The 16,318-nt window shown below is 55.2% G+C and carries 13 protein-coding genes and 2 tRNA genes; all 15 read left to right on the top strand.

What is annotated here, in order from left to right:
- The first annotated feature begins 67 nt into the window (after positions 1-67).
- The 15 genes from rlmE (at position 68) to pnp (ending at position 16,145) form a co-directional block, all read left to right on the top strand.
- Positions 68-715, top strand: coding sequence for a 23S rRNA (uridine(2552)-2'-O)-methyltransferase RlmE (gene rlmE, locus E0L35_RS21340; RefSeq protein ID WP_027958245.1), 648 nt, complete (start codon positions 68-70; stop codon positions 713-715).
- Between the two features lie 255 nt (positions 716-970).
- Positions 971-2,986, top strand: coding sequence for an ATP-dependent zinc metalloprotease FtsH (ftsH, locus tag E0L35_RS21335; RefSeq protein WP_022520711.1), 2,016 nt, complete (start codon positions 971-973; stop codon positions 2,984-2,986).
- A gap of 102 nt (positions 2,987-3,088) precedes the next feature.
- A complete protein-coding gene (folP, locus tag E0L35_RS21330) occupies positions 3,089-4,003 on the top strand; it encodes a dihydropteroate synthase (RefSeq protein WP_022520710.1) in 915 nt (304 codons plus the stop codon).
- Entirely contained in the window at positions 4,000-5,349 is a 1,350-nt protein-coding gene (glmM, locus tag E0L35_RS21325) for a phosphoglucosamine mutase (RefSeq protein ID WP_022520709.1), read from the top strand. The genes folP and glmM overlap by 4 nt, the downstream gene beginning before the upstream one ends.
- Before the next feature lie 121 nt (positions 5,350-5,470).
- Complete coding sequence (gene tpiA / locus E0L35_RS21320; RefSeq protein ID WP_009287925.1) at positions 5,471-6,220, top strand: triose-phosphate isomerase; 750 nt, start codon at positions 5,471-5,473, stop codon at positions 6,218-6,220.
- Positions 6,221-6,224: 4 nt separating this feature from the next.
- The gene (secG, locus tag E0L35_RS21315; RefSeq protein WP_022520708.1) at positions 6,225-6,584 is read left to right on the top strand and encodes a preprotein translocase subunit SecG; all 360 of its coding nucleotides are present in this window, start codon (positions 6,225-6,227) and stop codon (positions 6,582-6,584) included.
- A 29-nt stretch (positions 6,585-6,613) separates the two neighbouring features.
- Positions 6,614-6,700, top strand: a tRNA-Leu gene (locus E0L35_RS21310).
- A gap of 160 nt (positions 6,701-6,860) precedes the next feature.
- Positions 6,861-6,937, top strand: a tRNA-Met gene (locus E0L35_RS21305).
- Between the two features lie 375 nt (positions 6,938-7,312).
- Positions 7,313-7,774 carry a ribosome maturation factor RimP gene (rimP, locus tag E0L35_RS21300; RefSeq protein WP_022520707.1) on the top strand — a complete coding sequence of 154 codons (462 nt, stop codon included), beginning with the start codon at positions 7,313-7,315 and terminating at the stop codon, positions 7,772-7,774.
- A gap of 72 nt (positions 7,775-7,846) precedes the next feature.
- Entirely contained in the window at positions 7,847-9,361 is a 1,515-nt protein-coding gene (gene nusA / locus E0L35_RS21295; RefSeq protein ID WP_009287927.1) for a transcription termination factor NusA, read from the top strand.
- Positions 9,362-9,388: 27 nt separating this feature from the next.
- Positions 9,389-12,004, top strand: a complete 2,616-nt coding sequence (infB, locus tag E0L35_RS21290; RefSeq protein ID WP_138801368.1) for a translation initiation factor IF-2 — start codon at positions 9,389-9,391, stop codon at positions 12,002-12,004.
- An 18-nt stretch (positions 12,005-12,022) separates the two neighbouring features.
- Positions 12,023-12,472 carry a 30S ribosome-binding factor RbfA gene (gene rbfA, locus E0L35_RS21285; RefSeq protein WP_138801367.1) on the top strand — a complete coding sequence of 150 codons (450 nt, stop codon included), beginning with the start codon at positions 12,023-12,025 and terminating at the stop codon, positions 12,470-12,472.
- The gene (truB, locus tag E0L35_RS21280) at positions 12,472-13,392 is read left to right on the top strand and encodes a tRNA pseudouridine(55) synthase TruB (protein WP_009287928.1); all 921 of its coding nucleotides are present in this window, start codon (positions 12,472-12,474) and stop codon (positions 13,390-13,392) included. The genes rbfA and truB overlap by 1 nt, the downstream gene beginning before the upstream one ends.
- 150 nt (positions 13,393-13,542) lie before the next feature.
- Complete coding sequence (gene rpsO / locus E0L35_RS21275) at positions 13,543-13,812, top strand: 30S ribosomal protein S15 (protein WP_007111823.1); 270 nt, start codon at positions 13,543-13,545, stop codon at positions 13,810-13,812.
- 164 nt (positions 13,813-13,976) lie between these two features.
- Positions 13,977-16,145 carry a polyribonucleotide nucleotidyltransferase gene (gene pnp, locus E0L35_RS21270; RefSeq protein ID WP_022520704.1) on the top strand — a complete coding sequence of 723 codons (2,169 nt, stop codon included), beginning with the start codon at positions 13,977-13,979 and terminating at the stop codon, positions 16,143-16,145.
- Positions 16,146-16,318 lie beyond the last annotated feature (173 nt).

Raw genomic sequence — 16,318 nt, 5'->3', positions numbered from 1 at the left:
GAAACGTCACCGAGTGAAAGTGATCGCGTGAATGCGCCCATCTCTTATTCCAGTGTTAGATTCCCACATGCAGCAAAAGCCCCCGAACCGAAAACATTCCGTTAGCAAGACCAGCAATAACTGGAAGAAGGAGCATTTTGACGACCAGTACGTGAAGCAGAGCTGGCAAGATGGCTACCGTTCCCGTGCCAGCTATAAGCTGATTGAGTTGGATGAAAAAGATAAACTGCTGCGTCCCGGTATGACGGTGATTGATCTGGGCGCCGCCCCCGGCGGGTGGAGTCAAATTGCAGCGGAAAGGGTAGGGCCTGAAGGTGTGGTGATTGCCTCTGATATTCTGGAGATGGATGCACTGGCCGGGGTGGATTTTATCCAAGGTGATTTCACTGAAGAGGCGGTGCTGGAGGCGATACTAAAATGCCTGGATAATCGCCGTGTAGACCTTGTGATGTCGGATATGGCCCCCAATATGAGTGGTATGGCGGCGATTGATCAGCCCCAGGCGATGTATTTAGTGGAGCTAGCGTTAGAACTTGCCCGCGAAACGTTGTCACCTGGTGGCCGGTTTTTAGCTAAAGTATTCCAGGGGGAAGGGTTTGACGCCTATTTGAAAGAATTGCGCGGCAGCTTTAACAAGGTAGTAACCCGTAAGCCAGACGCCTCCCGGGCGCGTTCCCGTGAAGTCTATTTTCTGGCCGAAGGGTTTCGCGGGTGACTCTCCTTAACATGAGAGGCTGCCCGTGTGGTTCATAGCCAAGATTTATCAGCGCGATTGCCAGACAGGCAAGCGCAACGTGTGTCACATTAGTCGCCATAAGTGCGCGTGACACAGATGGCCCGAGGCATAAGACGCTTTGGCAATGGTTGAACGCTTGATGCTGATGTAATGTCGTATTACTAAGCTTATTGGTAAAAGACTTTATGAAGCACCAGGGTTTAACTGACGGATTCTTGTAATGAGGGTAGCCCCTTGAATGATATGGCGAAGAACCTGATTCTGTGGTTGGTCATCGCGGCCGTCCTACTGACAGTGTTCAATAATTTCAGTACGGAAAGCGCACCGCAAAACACAAACTATTCCCAGTTTGTGCAGCAGGTGCAAAATCAGCAGGTACGTAGCGTAACGATTGATGGTTACACCATCAGCGGTGAGCGCACGGACGGCACTCAGTTCCAGACCATCCGCCCAGCGGCGGAAGATCCAAAGCTGATGGACGACCTGTTGAGCAACAATGTGACGGTGGTGGGCAAAGAGCCAGAGCAGCAAAGTATCTGGACTCGGCTACTGATCGCCAGCTTCCCGATTCTGCTGATTTTGGGCATCTTTATGTTCTTCATGCGCCAAATGCAGGGCGGAGCCGGTGGCGGTAAAGGCGGCCCGATGAGCTTTGGTAAATCGAAGGCCAAACTGCTCTCTCAAGATCAGATCAAAACCACCTTTGCCGATGTGGCAGGCTGTGATGAAGCCAAGGAAGAAGTAGAAGAGCTGGTCGACTTCCTGCGTGACCCAACCAAATTCCAGCGCCTGGGCGGTATGATTCCCCGCGGCGTGCTGATGGTAGGGCCCCCGGGTACCGGTAAAACGCTGCTGGCGAAGTCCATTGCGGGCGAAGCCAAAGTGCCGTTCTTCTCTATTTCGGGTTCTGACTTCGTTGAAATGTTTGTCGGTGTCGGTGCATCGCGTGTGCGCGACATGTTCGAGCAGGCCAAAAAGCAGGCGCCGTGCATTATCTTTATCGATGAGATTGACGCCGTGGGCCGTTCACGTGGCACCGGTATGGGTGGCGGTAACGACGAGCGCGAGCAGACGTTGAATCAACTTCTGGTCGAGATGGATGGCTTTGAAGCCAACGAAGGCATCATCGTTATTGCTGCGACCAACCGTCCTGACGTACTTGACCCTGCGTTAATGCGCCCAGGCCGCTTTGACCGTCAGGTAACGGTCGGCTTGCCGGATATCCGTGGCCGTGAGCATATTCTGGGCGTTCACCTACGTAAAGTGCCGCTGGGTGATGACGTAAAACCGCAGCTGATCGCACGTGGTACGCCTGGTTTCTCTGGTGCGGATTTGGCCAACCTGGTCAACGAAGCCGCTCTGTTTGCCGCGCGCCGTAATAAGCGCCTGGTCAGCATGGAAGAGCTTGAACTCGCGAAGGACAAGATCATGATGGGCGCTGAGCGCAAATCGATGGTCATGACCGACAAAGAGAAGCTCAATACCGCTTACCATGAGTCGGGTCACGCCATTATCGGTCTGGTCGTGCCTTCCCATGATCCGGTCTATAAGGTAACGATTATTCCCCGTGGCCGTGCGCTGGGTGTCACCATGTTCCTGCCGGAAGAGGATCGCTACAGCCTCTCCCGTCAGCAAATTCTGGGGCAGATCTGCTCGCTGTTTGGTGGCCGTATTGCCGAAGAAATGACGTTAGGCCCGAATGGTGTAACGACCGGCGCCTCAAACGACATCAAGCGTGCTACTGAGCTGGCCCATAACATGGTTGCCAAGTGGGGCTTGTCGGACGAAATGGGCCCGATCATGTACGACGAGGATGAGTCGCATCAGTTCCTCGGTGGCCCGGGTCAGGGTGGTGGCAAGATGAAGTCTGGTGACACCACCACGCGCCTTGATAAGGAAGTCCGCAAAATCATCGACGGTTGCTACGAGCAGGCACGCCAAATCCTGACCGATAATCGCGATAAGCTGGACGCCATGGCCGAGGCCTTGATGAAGTACGAGACCATTGATGCCACGCAGTTGAAGGACATCATGGAAGGTCGTGAGCCGCGCCCGCCGGAAGGTTGGGATGACGGTGACTCATCCGGTGGCGGTACGCCTGTCAACGATGACAAGCCGCAAGCGAAGGCTGAAGACGATGCTTCTTCAAACGCTTCTGGAGGCGATGCGTCCGGTGGTGACAGTGAAGAAGATGACGACGGGCCGCGTCGCCGTCCCTCAGACCCGCTAGGTGGCCCTGCAGGCTCATAAGCCAGCACTGCCGTATGAGCCAAAGGCGCCCCGTCATGGGGCGCCTTTTTTGATATGCTGTATACATAACAGCAATGTTTCATTTCTTGATCAGGCTGCAGCATGAAATCAATTCTGGACACGTCCTCTTCACGAAACGCAGAAAATGCTCTCCAACTGCGTTGCGGGCGCCATCTGTTGGATCTCTCCTTTCCCAGGGTAATGGGTATTCTTAATGTGACCCCGGACTCTTTTTCTGACGGTGGCCAGCACGTGGCATTGGATGACGCTTTGCGCCACGCTGAGCGGATGCTGGCCGAAGGGGCGGCGATGATAGATGTGGGCGGCGAATCGACCCGCCCTGGGGCTACCCCCGTCAGCCCCCAGGAGGAGCTAGACCGGGTGGCGCCAGTGGTGGAAGTCCTGGTACGCGAGCTGGATGCGTTGGTGTCGGTGGATACCAGTTGCCCGACGGTTATACGCGAGGCGAGCGAACTGGGCGCTGGTATGATTAATGATGTGCGTGCGTTAGAGCGCGAGGGAGCCCTGCTGGCCGCGGTGGGTAGCGGGCTGCCCGTCTGTTTGATGCACCGCCAGGGCGAGCCGCAGGATATGCAGCAGTCGCCCACTTATCAGCGCCCGATTGAAGAAGAGGTGGCGGATTATTTGGCCCGTCGGATTGCTGAGTGCGAGGCGGCCGGTCTGCGCCGCAATCGTCTATTGGTTGACCCTGGTTTTGGCTTCGGCAAAACCGTCGAACACAATCTACGCTTACTCAAATACATGGAGTCTCTGCAATCGCTGGAGCTCCCGCTGCTAGTGGGTATGTCACGCAAAAGTATGATTGGAAAAGTGTTGGGTCGACCAGTGGAGGAGCGTCTCTCCGGTGGTTTGGCGCTCGCTGCCATGGCGGTTGAGCGAGGGGCAAATATTTTGCGCGTGCATGACGTGGCTGCAACGGTCGATGCAGTCAATATGGCGTGGGCGGTACTACAAGAAGGCTGCGAGCCGCCGCTAAATAAGGAGTTTGACGCATGACAAGGCGCTATTTTGGGACGGATGGTATTCGCGGCACGGTGGGTAAATCACCGATTACCGCTGATTTTATGCTCAAGCTGGGCTGGGCGGCGGGTCAGGTGCTGCGCCGTGATAAAGGTCGAACGCGGGTACTGATCGGCAAAGATACCCGGATCTCTGGCTATATGTTTGAATCCGCCCTAGAGGCGGGGCTCTCGGCAGCGGGTGTCGATGTATCACTGCTGGGGCCAATGCCCACGCCGGGTATTGCCTATTTAACGCGCACCTTCCGTGCCGATGCAGGCATCGTCATTTCGGCATCGCACAACCCCTTTGATGATAACGGCATCAAGTTCTTCTCCGCTGAGGGCAAGAAGCTTCCCGATGACACGGAAGATCGTATCGAAGCGATGCTGGAAGCGCCGCTGACCACGGCCGAGGCCGCGCAGCTGGGTAAGGCAACGCGTATCGACGACGCCGCAGGCCGTTACATCGAGTTCTGTAAATCGACCTTGCCTGACCGGCTTAGCCTGCACGGCCTTAAAATCGTCTTAGACTGTGCTCACGGTGCCACTTACCATATCGCACCCAATGTGTTCCGCGAGCTGGGGGCTGATGTCACCACCATTGGCTCTGCGCCTGACGGGTTAAACATTAACCAGCAGGTGGGCTCAACGCACCCCGCGGCTCTACGCGCTGCCGTTATTCAGCAAAATGCGGATTTGGGGATCGCCTTTGATGGCGATGGCGACCGCGTGCTGCTGGTAGATGGCGACGGGCGGGAAGTCGACGGCGACGATATTCTCTATCTGATTGCCCGAGATCGCCACGAGCGTGGCTTGCTTCAAGGCGGCGTGGTGGGCACCCTGATGTCAAACTTTGGCCTGTCGATGGCGCTGGATAAGCTGGGAATCCCCTTTGAGCGCGCAAAGGTGGGTGACCGCTTTGTGATGGAGCGTATGGCCGCCAATGGTTGGGAGCTGGGCGGTGAGTCGTCGGGGCATATTGTGTGCGCCCACGTGCAGACCACCGGCGACGGCATTGTCTCCGCGTTGCAGGTATTGGCGCTGATGATGCGCGAGCAAAAAAGCCTCCCGACACTGTTAAAAGAGTTGGAGAAAGTGCCCCAGGCGCTGGTTAATGTACGTTTGCCCGCTCATGCCAGCGCCAAAGAGGTGATGGCATCTGCGCCGCTTCAGCAGGCAGTGGCTGCGTTAGAGCATGAGTTAGGTGATGAGGGGCGAGTGTTGCTACGTCCCTCAGGTACTGAGCCGCTTATTCGAGTAATGGTGGAAGGACGTGCCCATTTAGATGTCGATCAATTGGCGCATAGCTTGGCCGATCAGGTTCAGGCGCTACTTAATTAAATGTGTTCAGCTAACCGGTTCGGTAAACTGGTTTGGTAAACCCAGCTTGTGGTTATAACAGCGGTTGTCTTGACAAGGCCGCTCCTATACCATTTCGCTCCACCTTGAGTGAGGAGAGTCGATGCGTACGCCTTTAATCGCCGGTAACTGGAAAATGAACGGTTCCGTGGCGTTAATCAATGAATTCGGCCAGGCCTTCTCCGCCGCCGTATCGCCAACGAGCGTGGATGTCGTTATCATTCCGCCGTTCCCCTATTTGGATGCGGCGCGCCACGCGTTTGAAGGTACGGTGCTTTCATTGGGCGCGCAAACGTTGAACCCTATTCACTCTGGGGCGCATACCGGCGAAGTAAGTGGTCGCATGCTAAAAGAGTTTGCGGTCTCTTACGTATTGGTGGGGCACTCTGAACGACGTCAGCTCTACAAAGAGAGCGATGAACAGATCTTTGCACGCCTGCTAGCAGCATTGAGCGTGGATATCACGCCGATCCTCTGTGTGGGTGAGTCCCTGGAGGAGCGCGACGCAGGGCGCACGATGGATGTGGTGCTTCGTCAAGTGGGCTATGTAATGTCCCGCTTAGAGCCCGACCAGCGTAAGCAGGTCGTGATTGCCTATGAGCCTGTTTGGGCCATTGGCACTGGGCGCACGGCAACGCCTGAGCAAGCCCAGGACGTTATGGCAGGCATCCGTGCCTACCAGGCGGGTTTCGATAAGGGCCTCGCCGAGCAACTGCGTTTGCTTTACGGCGGCAGTATGAACGCAAGCAATGCGGCTGAGCTGCTTGCTCAGCCAGATATCGACGGCGGTCTAGTGGGCGGAGCCTCACTCAAGATCGATGATTTTTATGCCATTTGTCAGTCAGCAGGATAACGCCATGCAAGTTGCAATTCTTATGATTCATGTGGTGATTGCGGTCGCCCTGGTGGTACTCATTCTGCTTCAGCAGGGTAAAGGTGCCGAAGCCGGTGCCGCTTTCGGAGGCGGTGCATCACAAACGGTATTTGGTTCGCGGGGCAGTGGTAACTTCCTGTCGCGCACAACGGCTATTTTGGCGGCGGGTTTCTTCGTCACCTCAATGGCGCTAGCTTACTTTGCCACCCAGGCGGGCCAGGCACCGGAAGCAGGTATTCCCGATTCGCGCTTGATCGAGCAGCAGCAAAGCGTCCCGACGCTTGACGACAGGCCTGCGGACGTGGATAATACCGCGCCAGTGCTAGAGGAAAGCAGCGAGTAAGCAGCTGCTGTTTTTTAGCCTCCCCTGATGCCGAAGTGGTGGAATTGGTAGACACGCTATCTTGAGGGGGTAGTGACCGTATGGTCGTGCGGGTTCAAGTCCCGCCTTCGGCACCATCTGTTTTGCTGGCACGCCAGCTTCCCAGAACGTTTCTTTTGTTACCAGAATGCCCATTGGCACCTGAGGCGAAAAAGACAGCTTTAAGTAAGTGGTTCTTGAAGCAAGTAGTTCTTGACGTAAGTGGCTTTAGTGTCTATTATCGTCGACCTAGATTGATGCGGGGTGGAGCAGTCTGGTAGCTCGTCGGGCTCATAACCCGAAGGTCATCGGTTCAAATCCGGTCCCCGCTACCATTTTCTAGTAGCATGTTCTAGATTGTTATTTTTAAGACGTATTGGAAATAACGGTCATTTCAGGTACAGCCTGTTACATGTTGCTAAGACGGTACTGGAAGTAGTACTTAAGAAATGGTACACAAGGTTTCTTTCAAAAAGCCCCTTCCAGTGAAGGGGCTTTTTGTTAGCAGCTTTTGGCTAGCAAGCGCGCCTGGTCGCTGTTTTATTGGCGCCCCCGCTTTGTTAGCCAGAATATCGTTAGCACGAATATCTTAATAGCGGATGTCGTCCGGAAAACCGGAGACACATTCCCGAGTAACGCCAATCAGCCACCTAGCTTTTCTAATAACTCCTGGCCAGGTGCCTGATGCAACGGCTATAGGAGCTTTGTCTGTGGCCACTAAACACGCTGCGCTTCACGCGCTGATCGAACCTGTTGTTGCTGCCATGGGCTTTGAGCTATGGGGCATCGACCATCTTTCCCAGGGCAAAAATTCGCGGCTGGTGATCTATATCGAGCGCGAGAGTGGTGTCAGCGTGGAAGACTGCGCAGATATTAGCCGCCAAGTCAGTGCCGTTATGGATGTAGAAGACCCCATTCCCGGTGAGTACCGGTTGGAAGTCTCCTCGCCAGGCATGGCACGTCCCTTGTATTCCCTGGATCAGTTTACCCGCTTTCAAGGTCATCACGTCGCGCTGAAACTGCGCACTGCCTTTGACGGGCGGCGCAAGTATCAAGGGCTTTTGGTCGGTGTTGAGGGGGATGAAGTACTGCTACAACTGGATGGCGAAGAGTACTGCTTTCCAATTGAGAGTATTGATTCTGCTCACATTGTACCGCAGTTCGACGATTGACCGGGTGGCGGCGCTGCCGGCAGGCTGCCGGGGTGATGCACATAAGGATAGGTTTTCTGGCGAGGCATACGCATGAGTAAAGAAATTTTAATGGTCGTTGACGCGATCTCCAATGAGAAGGGCGTCCCACGTGATGTCATCTTCGAGGCGGTAGAAGCCGCTCTTGCGAGCGCGTCACGCAAGCGTTTTGAAAGAGAAGAAGCCAATGTGCGCGTGCATATTGACCGCCGCACTGGTGAATACGAAACCTTCCGCACCTGGACCGTTGTGGAAGATGACGAATTCGAAACGCCAGATTATGAAATTAAAGAGAGCATCGCCGAGCAGCGCGATCCGCCGCTGAAATTAGGCGATGTGGTCGAAAAAAGCATCGAAAATGCGTCGTTTGGTCGTATTGCTGCACAAACCGCCAAACAGGTGATCGTACAGAAAGTACGCGAAGCCGAGCGGGCCGAAGTCGTGCGCCAATATGCCGATCGCGAAGGTGAACTGGTTGCGGGCATCGTTAAAAAGACCACACGTGATGGCCTGATCATTGATTTGGGCGAAAATGCTGAGGCGTTTTTGCCGCGCAATGAAATGATTCACGGCGAGCGTTACCGCATGAACGAGCGGGTGCGCGCCCTGTTGGTCAAAGTGGATCCCGATGCACGCGGTGCCCAGCTTCAGCTATCGCGGACGTGCCCCGAGCTGATCATCGAGCTGTTCAAAATTGAAGTGCCAGAGATCGCAGAGCAGTTGATTGAGATCAAAGGTGCTGCGCGTGACCCCGGCTCACGGGCCAAAATTGCGGTAAAAACCAATGATCGCCGCATCGACCCGGTCGGTGCCTGTGTGGGTATGCGCGGTTCGCGCGTTCAAGCGGTCTCTTCGGAGCTGCAAAACGAACGTGTTGATATCGTGCTGTGGGATGACAATCCCGCCCAATTGGTGATTAACGCCATGGCACCTGCCGATGTTGGGTCTATCCTTGTGGACGAGGACGCCCACGCAATGGACGTGGCCGTGGCGCAGGATAACCTTGCTCAGGCGATTGGTCGGAGCGGTCAGAACGTGCGTTTGGCTTCTGAACTTACCGGCTGGCGCATTAATGTCATGACCGAAGAGGAAGCGGAGTCTAAGCGCGATCAAGAGATTGATAGCCTGGTGGACTCTTTTATCCAGCACCTCGATGTGGATGAAGATGTCGCTCGCCTGTTGGTGGATGAGGGGTTCACTACCCTGGAAGAAGTCGCCTACGTGCCGATGGAAGAGATGCTCGAAATCGAAGAGTTCGATGAAGATTTAGTCGAAGCGCTTCGTGCACGTGCGAAAGACGAGCTGCTGACGATGGCAATTGCCACGGAAGAAGCGCTAGACGGTGCCCAGCCAGCAGCAGATCTGCTGGAGATGGATGGCATGGAGCGCCACCTGGCCTTCATTCTGGCCAGTCGCGGCATCGTTACCATGGAAGATCTCGCCGAGCAGTCTGTCGACGATCTGGTCGATATCGAGGAGTTGGACGAAGCGCGCGCAGCGGCACTGATCATGACTGCCCGTGCGCCCTGGTTTGAAGTCGATGACGCATCGGATTCGAACACACAGTAAACAGGTCACGGGCTGAGGAGGGTCAATATGTCAGATATGACAGTTAAAGATTTCGCAGGAAAGGTGGGCCGTGATGTGCCTCGCCTACTAGAGCAAATGAAAGAAGCGGGTTTGAAGCACGCTTCTGAAAGCGATGCTGTGTCTGAAGAAGATAAGCAGAAGCTACTGAGTTTCTTGAAGAAGAGCCACGGCGGTAGCGACACCCCTGAAGCGGGCAAAAACCGCATCACGCTGACGCGCAAAACCCGTAGCCGTATCAATACCGGCGAGCGCGGCAAAACCATTGAAGTGCAGGTACGTAAGAAAAAGACCTACGTCAAAAGCGCTGAAGATGAGAAGCCGAAAGCGCCGGAGCCTAGCTATACTGGCCCGCGCCAGCTAGTGGGCGATATGGCGGAAGCCGAAGCTGAGCGCAAAGTGTCTGATGCGCGTGAAGCCGAAGAAAAAGCCGCTGCTAAGAAAGCCCGCGCTGCACAGGTAGCGGAAGCCACCGCGCGTAGCAATAAAGAAGCTGAAGCGACGGCGCAAAGTAACACGGCGCGTAGCAATAAAGAGTCTAAAGCCAAGCCGAAAGCGCCTGCGGCAGCCAAAGCACCGGCTACGCCAGACATTCCTGTGCCGAATCTTGAAATCGACGATACGCCGTCCGGTGACGATATGCCGCCAGCGCCGCCGAAAGAGGGCCGCACTGACCGTCGTACCGCTCCGCCCAAGAAGACGGCGGCGAAGAACAAAGGTCGCCGTGACGATGAAGATCGTGGTGATCGCGAAGAGCGCAAGCGCGGCGGCGGTAAGAAGGTAAAACGTGCCGAACAGCGTCGCGGTGGTCGCCGTGGTGGCAACCAGACCGGCAATGGCAAGCACGCTTTCCAGAAGCCGACTCAGCCGATCGTGCGTGAAGTATCGATCCCTGAATCGATCAGCGTGGCAGAATTGGCCGATAAGATGTCGATCAAGGCCAATGAAGTGATCAAGGCCATGTTTAACATGGGCGCGGCGGTTACCATCAACCAAACCATCGATCAGGATACGGCTGCGATCGTGGTGGAAGAGATGGGCCATACACCGAAGCTGGTTAAAGATGACGCGCTGGAAACGGAAATGCTCGAAGGCATCTCCTATGAAGGCGAAGAGATCACGCGTTCACCCGTTGTTACGGTGATGGGCCACGTTGACCACGGTAAAACCTCGCTGCTGGATTACATCCGTAAAGCGAAAGTGGCGACCGGTGAAGCCGGTGGTATTACCCAGCATATCGGTGCCTACCACGTGGAAGATAACCACGGTGGCGTGACCTTCCTGGATACCCCAGGCCACGCGGCGTTTACCGCCATGCGTGCCCGTGGTGCCAAGGCGACAGATGTGGTTATTCTGGTTGTGGCTGCCGACGATGGCGTGATGCCTCAGACGATTGAGGCGATTGAACACTCCAAAGCCGCTGAAGTGCCCATGGTGGTAGCGGTCAACAAGATCGATAAAGATGGTATCGATCTTGATCGCATCAAGAATGAGCTTTCGCAGCACGGCGTGATCTCCGAAGAGTGGGGCGGTGATACTCAGTTTGTTCACGTTTCCGCCAAGACCGGTGAAGGTATTGAAGAACTGTTGGAAGCCATCCAACTGGTCTCTGAAGTGCTTGAGCTTAAAGCCGTTCCTTCTGCGCCGGGTAAAGGCGTGGTGGTTGAATCGCGCCTTGATAAAGGTCGTGGTCCAGTCGCTACCGTACTGGTTCAGAACGGTACGCTGAAAAAGGGCGATATCGTCCTGGCTGGCCTGCACTACGGTCGTGTACGTGCGCTGACCAACGAACTTGCCCAGCAAGTCGATGCGGTTGGCCCGGCCATGCCGGTAGAGATTCAAGGCTTGGGCGGTACGCCGGATGCCGGTGATGACTTTATGGTCGTTGCAGACGAGAAGAAAGCCCGCGAAGTGGCTAACTTCCGTCAAGGCAAATACCGCGAAGTGCGCCTGGCGCGTCAGCAGAAGGCCAAGCTGGAGAACATGTTCAGCCAGATGGGCCAAGACGAAGTGGCCAAGGTCAACATCGTCCTCAAAGCCGACGTTCAAGGTTCTCTGGAAGCGATCAAAGGCGCCCTGGAAGAGCTCTCCACCGGTGAAGTTGAAGTCGCCGTGGTCTCTTCGGGTGTCGGTGGTATCACCGGTACCGATGCCAACCTGGCGCTTGCGTCGGAAGCCATCGTAGTCGGCTTTAACGTCCGTGCTGACGCCGCTGCCCGCGAGATCGTTGAGCGCGAAGGCCTGGATCTGCGTTACTACAGCGTTATTTACCAGCTGATCGACGAGGTCAAACAGGCGATGAGCGGTATGCTCGCACCTGAGTGGAAAGAAGAAATCGTCGGTATTGCCGAAGTGCGTGATGTCTTCCGTGCGCCGAAGATTGGTGCCATCGCCGGCTGTATGGTGGTTGAAGGCAGCGTGCATCGTAATAAGAAGATCCGCGTGTTGCGTGATGACGTGGTGATCTACGAAGGCGAGCTCGAATCGCTGCGCCGCTTCAAAGACGATGTGCAGGAAGTGCGCAACGGCATGGAGTGTGGCATCGGCGTGAAGAACTACAACGATGTCCAAGTCGGCGATAAGATCGAAGTCTTCGACCAAGTGAAGGTCGAGCGTAGCCTGTAAGGTTGCGAGGAGCTAAACATGCGCGAATTTAAGCGTACCGACCGGGTAGCCGACCAGCTCCAAAAGGAGCTGGCGGTGCTGATCCAACGAGAAGTGAAAGACCCGCGTTTGGGCATGGTCACGGTTAGCGGTGTCACCGTTAGCCGTGACCTTGGCTACTCCGACGTCTACGTCACTCTGTTGGGTGAGCAAGAGCCCGAGCGTATTAAAGAGAATCTGCAGGTGCTTAAGCGTGCTGCTGGTTTTCTAAGAAGCCAGATTGCCAAGCGCATCAAGCTACGTCACGTACCGGAGCTGCGTTTTCATTTCGATGAGAGCGTGGTGCGCGGTCAGCAGCTTTCTTCATTGATTGATGAAGCGGTGACGATGGATCGTGCACGCTATCAAAACGATGATGACGATTATCAAGACGCTGGCCAAGACAGTGACCCAGACGGCGACGCCCAGCAAAGTGAGGAAACTCGCTAGTGGCGCGTCAACGTCGAGGTTTGCCCGTTAATGGCGTACTGCTGCTGGATAAGCCCAAGGGCGTTTCCAGCAACCATGCGCTGCAGCGTGTACGTCGGCTGTTCCAGGCTCAAAAAGCCGGGCACACCGGTACGCTAGACCCGATGGCAACCGGCTTATTGCCGATTTGCCTAGGCGAAGCGACCAAGTTTTCATCGCACTTGCTGGAAGCCGACAAGGTGTATCGCACCCGGGTAGAGCTAGGGGTGATCACCGATACCGGCGATGCGGAAGGCACGATTATTGAGCAGCATGAGGTTCCCAGCCTAAGCGTCGATGACGTGGAAGCTGTGCTCACCCGTTTTCGCGGTGAGATTGACCAAGTGCCGCCGATGTATTCGGCTCTCAAGCATCAGGGCAAAAAACTTTACGAGCTGGCCCGGGAAGGCAAGCAGGTAGAGCGTGCAGCCCGGCGCGTAAGCGTGTATGATGCGCGCCTGCTATCGTTTGAAGGCACTGCTTTTGAGCTGGAAGTAAGCTGCAGTAAAGGCACTTACATCCGCACGTTAGCCGAAGATATTGGCCAAGCGCTTGGCTGTGGTGCGCACATCAGTCAACTAAGGAGGCTCAAAACGGGGCCCTTTTTAGCCGACGCGATGTGGACGCTAGAGGCCTTGGAAGCATTGGCCGACCAAGCGGCACTGGAAGCTGAGCTCATGCCCGTGGATGTGTTGGTGGATCATTTACCGTTACTGACGGTAGACGACACCGCCCATTCTCGTTTGGCCCATGGTCAGCCCGCTGCTCTCGAAACCGGCGCATTAGCCGCGGACGAAGTAGCCCGACTTTATTACGCCGAGACGTTTATCGGCCTTGGCGTAGTGAAAGGTGCTCAGGAAGTGGCACCTAAGCGACTGTTAAGTACTGTCGCTATCTCGTAAACAGCGTTGCAAGGAGGCGACCGTCTACGTGAAAATTGCAAGATCCGACGTGCACGTCGAAACGTGTACGTAGAAAATAGTAGCTTGAGACTGCAAATATGCGTGGTCTCACCCATTCATTTTTAGGCATATTGCTTACTGGAGAGACAGATGGCTTTAACCGCTGAGAAGAAGGCCGAGATCGTCACTGAATACGGCCGCGGCGATAACGATACCGGTTCCCCTGAAGTGCAGGTTGCACTGCTGAGCGCCAACATCAATGGCCTGCAGGATCACTTCAAGACCAACAAACAGGATCACCACTCTCGTCGTGGTCTGATCCGCATGGTTAACCAGCGTCGTAAGTTGCTGGACTACCTAAAGCGTAAAGATTTCGAACGCTATCAGTCCCTGATTCAGCGTCTGGGTCTGCGTCGTTAAGCGTTAACGGCAACGATTAGAAACGGGCAGCTCCTTGTGAGCTGCCCGTTTTTTTATGTTTCGTGTTTACGGCAAGTAGGGAACTGGTAGCCCTATCGCGCTCCAGCGCCTAGAATGGTAACGAGTCAAAACGACCTAAACGAATAGACAAGTAGATATTGATAATGCTGAAGGAAGTCGCTGTGAATCCGGTAAAGAAAACGTTCCAGTACGGTCGTAGCACCGTCACGCTCGAAACCGGGCGTATTGCTCGCCAAGCTACCGGCGCTGTCATGGTTACCATGGATGACACCGTCGTGCTGTGTACCGTTGTCGCTCGCAAAGAGGCAAACCCGAGCCAACCCTTTTTCCCTCTCTCGGTACACTACCAAGAGAAAACCTACGCAGTGGGCAAGATTCCTGGCGGCTTCTTCAAGCGCGAAGGTCGTCCCACTGAAAAAGAGACGCTGACCTCGCGTCTGATTGATCGCCCAATCCGTCCGCTGTTCCCTAAAGGCTTTATGAACGAAGTGCAGGTCGTCTGTACCGTTCTCTCCACCGACCGTAACCACGATCCGGATATTGCCGCACTGCTGGGTACTTCCGCAGCGCTGAGCATCTCTGGCGTGCCGTTTAGTGGCCCGATTGGCGCAGCCCGCGTTGGTTTTAACGAAGAGAAAGGCTACTTCCTCAACCCAACGGTTGAAGAACTGGCCACCTCTGAGCTCGACATGGTCGTCGCCGGTACTGAAAAAGCCGTGCTGATGGTTGAGTCTGAAGCCAAAGAGCTGCTCGAAGACGAAATGCTGGGAGCCGTTCTGTTCGGTCACCAGGAAATGCAGGTCGCGATCAGTGCCATTAACGAACTGGTTGCTGAAGCGGGCAAGCCGCGCTGGGAGTGGCAGGCCGCCGAAGAGAACCAGGCGCTCAAAGCCGCCATGGCCGATGCGTTTGAAGCTAAAGTGGGCGATGCTTACCGCATCACCGACAAAATGCAGCGCCAGGATGCATTGGCTGAGTTGAAAGACCAGGCGATTGAACAACTGGCAGCCGATGAAGGCGAACCGGTTAACGACAAGTTCAGTAAAGATGACGTCAAAGGTGCCTTTGCTAGCCTGGAAAAACGCGTTGTGCGTTCACGGGTGGTAAAAGGTGAGCCGCGTATTGACGGTCGTGACAATCAAACCGTTCGTCCGCTGGCTATCGAAGTCGGTGTGCTGCCGAAAGCTCACGGTTCTGCGATCTTTACGCGTGGTGAGACCCAGGCGATTGCCGTGGCAACGTTGGGCACGCTGCGTGATTCACAGCTAATCGAATCACTGGAAGGTGAGCGTAAAGACCGCTTTATGCTGCACTACAACTTCCCTCCCTACTCGGTGGGTGAAGCTGGCTTTATGGGTGGCCCGAAGCGTCGCGAAATCGGCCATGGCCGCTTAGCGCGTCGTGGTGTGCAGGCAATGCTGCCGTCAGAAGACGTCTTCCCCTACACCATTCGTGTGGTGTCTGAAATTACCGAGTCTAACGGCTCCAGCTCCATGGCCTCTGTATGTGGCTCTTCGCTGGCCCTGATGGACGCAGGCGTGCCGTTAAAAGCACCGGTCGCCGGTATTGCCATGGGCTTGGTAAAAGACCCGGACGGTTTTGCGGTATTGACCGATATTCTGGGTGACGAAGATCACCTTGGCGATATGGACTTTAAAGTTGCCGGTTCCGAAGAGGGCGTCACCGCCCTGCAGATGGACATCAAGATCGAAGGCATCAACGAAGAGATTATGGAGCTCGCGCTGCAGCAAGCACTGACCGCGCGACTGAGTATTCTCGAGCAAATGAATGTCGTGATCAGCCAGAGCCGTAGCGATGTCTCCGACAACGCGCCGTCCATGGCAACGATCAAAATCGATCCGGACAAGATCCGTGACGTTATCGGTAAAGGTGGCGCAACCATTCGCAAAATCTGCGAAGACACCGGCGCCTCTATTGATCTCGACGACGATGGCACCGTGCGTATTTACGCGGAAGATAAAGCCGCCGCCAAGCGCGCCATCGACACCGTACTGGCGATTACCGCTGAAGCGGAAATCGGCAAGCTGTATCACGGCAAGGTCGTGCGTATTGCTGACTTCGGTGCGTTCGTTAACATCATGCCCGGCACCGATGGCCTGGTTCACATCTCGCAAATCGTTGCCGAGCGGGTTAACAACGTGCGCGACTTCTTGAACGAAGGCGATGACGTGGTCGTTAAGGTGCTGGATATCGACAACCGCAACCGCGTGAAGCTGTCGATGAAAGAGATCAGCGAAGAAGAGAAAGCCGCTTTTACCGCGGAAGCAGCGGAAACCGAAGCGGCGATTTAAATCGCTAGCTAGGTTTCTGAGACCGCCCTCGTAGCCTCTGGCTACGGGGGCTTTGTTTTTGCTAGGTACTGTTTTTGCTAGGTACTGTTTTTGCTAAGTACTTTTTTGCTAGATAGTGTTTTGTGGTTAGGTATCGCTTTGTTCGCCGGGATTTAGACAGTCAGGGAGCAGCA

Origin of the sequence: Halomonas sp. ATBC28, assembly GCF_005937175.1 — a bacterium.
Lineage (GTDB): Bacteria > Pseudomonadota > Gammaproteobacteria > Pseudomonadales > Halomonadaceae > Vreelandella > Vreelandella titanicae.
The sequence above is the reverse complement of the archived record's forward strand: the minus strand, read 5'-3'. Positions and strand labels throughout refer to the sequence as shown.